Source organism: Streptomyces calidiresistens (assembly GCF_014141525.1).
Taxonomy (GTDB): Bacteria; Actinomycetota; Actinomycetes; order Streptomycetales; family Streptomycetaceae; genus Streptomyces; species Streptomyces calidiresistens.
In genome coordinates this window covers 1-2,112 of record NZ_VKHS01000880.1, presented here as the reverse complement: position 1 = coordinate 2,112, position 2,112 = coordinate 1, and the positions used below count along the sequence as shown (strand labels likewise).

Below are 2,112 nucleotides of genomic sequence, written 5' to 3'. Positions count from 1 at the left end.
GGGCGGGGACCGGGCGTGAGGGCCGGGTGTCCCGGCGCCACCGGGGCCCCGCGGGGACGCGAACCCGGAGGATGAACCGGGGACGAACCGGGCCGGAACGGACCCGATCGGGCACAGTGATCGGACCGAAATGAACAATAGGTGGACGATGGCGTTTTTGTTTGCCTACGCTCCGCGGAGTGACCGGTTCGAATCGATTCCGCTCGGTTCGGCCCGTATCGGAACATAACCAAGCCGTCAACGGATCCGGCGCGGTCGGTTTCCCGTCATCGACGAAAGGGCACCACTCGGGTGGCGTGGGGTAAGGAGGTATCGGGGGTGGCAACGGTGGTCACACAGCACGTGCCCGCATCCGCGTCCGTGTCGGTACCCCACGGCCCGTCGGGCCCGGGGCTGGCGCGGCGCAGCATGCGGCGGGATCTGCGCACGGCAGGGGTGCCGGAGGCGGTCGTCGACGACGCCGTCCTGGTCCTCACCGAACTGTTGAGCAACGCCTGCCGGCACGCCCGGCCGCTGGAGGGCGAGCGGGTGCGCGCGACCTGGCACCACGACCGCGCCGGCGAGGTCACGGTCTCCGTCACCGACGGCGGCGGTCCGACCCGTCCGCGCACGGCCTCCCCCTCCGTCTCGGCCCGGGGCGGTCGCGGTCTGACGATCATCGGTTCGCTGACCCGGGACTGGGGCGTCCTGGAGGGTGATCCGTCCGGAGCCGTCACGGTCTGGGCGGTGCTCCCCGCGCGCGCCCGTTAGGCTCGGCCGGACTCCGTCCGCTCCGAGATCCGGGAGAGCCGCTCCGCATGGCCAAGAAGCGCCGCCCCCAGAAGTCCACCGGCACCGCGCAACGCGCCCACGGGGAGATCCCCGTCGTCGGCGCGCGGGAGCCCTGCCCCTGCGGTTCCGGCCGCCGCTACAAGGCGTGTCACGGCCGGGAGGGCGCGAAGGCCGCGACCGAGCTCGTGCGCCGGCCCTTCGAGGGTCTGCGCGGGGAGTGCGACTGGGTGGCCCTGCGCGAGCTGGTCCCCGCCGCGACCGCCGAGCTGCGGCTGCGCGACGGGCTGCCCGGGGACGTCCCCTCGCTGACCCTGGCCACGGTGCTGCCGATGGCGTGGCCGGCCCTGCGCCGCGACGACGGTTCCGTGCTGGTCGCCCTGCAGAACGACACCCCGACCGGTGACCTGAGCCGGGACCTGGCCGAGGTCCTGCTGCGCGCCCTGGACGGCAGGCCGGGTGAGCCGGTGGCGCCGGGATCCGGCGCCCCGGAGGGGCCGCGACTGCAGGACCTGCTGGATCCAAAGGCCCCGTTCGAGCCCGTCGTGCACTCCGGTTTCGAGTTCTGGCTGGACGACGCGCAGGCCGCGACCGGTCCGGTGGCCGCCTCCCTGGAGCGGGCCAACGAGGCCGCCGTGCCGACCGCGCGGCTGACGGGGGTCGAGGCGGCGTACTGGTGCGAGGTGCCGGGCCGCAACCACCTGCGCTGGGTGATGCCGCACGCGGAGGACACCCTGCTCGACGCGCTGGCCCGGCTGCACGCCGCCGGGGCCTCGGGGCTCGGCGAGGGCACCCGCCTGGTGGGCTCCTTCCGGGCGCACGGCCTCACGGTGCCGGTGTGGGACCTGCCGTCCTCGATGGGCGCCGAGGAGTGCGAGAAGCCCGCGACGTCCTTCGGCGAACGGCTGTCCGAGGCGCTGGCGCAGACCTCCCCGCTGACCGCCGAGGAGCGGCGCGCGCGCAGCGGACTGACCAACCGTCAGGTCACCCTGAACTGACCGCCCTTCCTCCGCGAACCCCCGGCGATCCCCCAAACCCCTTGTGGGAAAAGGGTGTTGATTTTCGGGGGCACGCGGGGAAAACGCGGGCGAGGCGTCGGGAGACCGCGCACACCCCCGGCCGACCCCCTGTGATTCGACTCACAGGGAGCCCGTAACGGCCGTCCGGGGGCCCGGGTTCGGCCGTCCGCCGTCCCGCGGGATTTGCTAATCGCCGAGGAGTTGTTACCTTTCAGTTGAGCCCGGTCGCTGGTGCATCCCCCGTCGCCAGCGGCCGGGTTCCTCGATGTCCGGAGCCGTCGCGGCCCGCCGCGGAACCCCGCCGTGTTCCCCCGTCCTCCCGGCC

General features: G+C 73.8%; 2 protein-coding genes. Both read left to right on the top strand.

The window, feature by feature from the left end:
* Nucleotides 1-318: 318 nt before the first annotated feature.
* Nucleotides 319-750 carry an ATP-binding protein gene (locus FOE67_RS23730; RefSeq protein ID WP_182666881.1) on the top strand — a complete coding sequence of 144 codons (432 nt, stop codon included), beginning with the start codon at nt 319-321 and terminating at the stop codon, nt 748-750.
* Between the two features lie 47 nt (nt 751-797).
* On the top strand, nt 798-1,766 hold the full coding sequence (locus tag FOE67_RS23725; RefSeq protein ID WP_182666880.1) for a DUF5926 family protein: 969 nt from the start codon (nt 798-800) through the stop codon (nt 1,764-1,766).
* Nucleotides 1,767-2,112 lie beyond the last annotated feature (346 nt).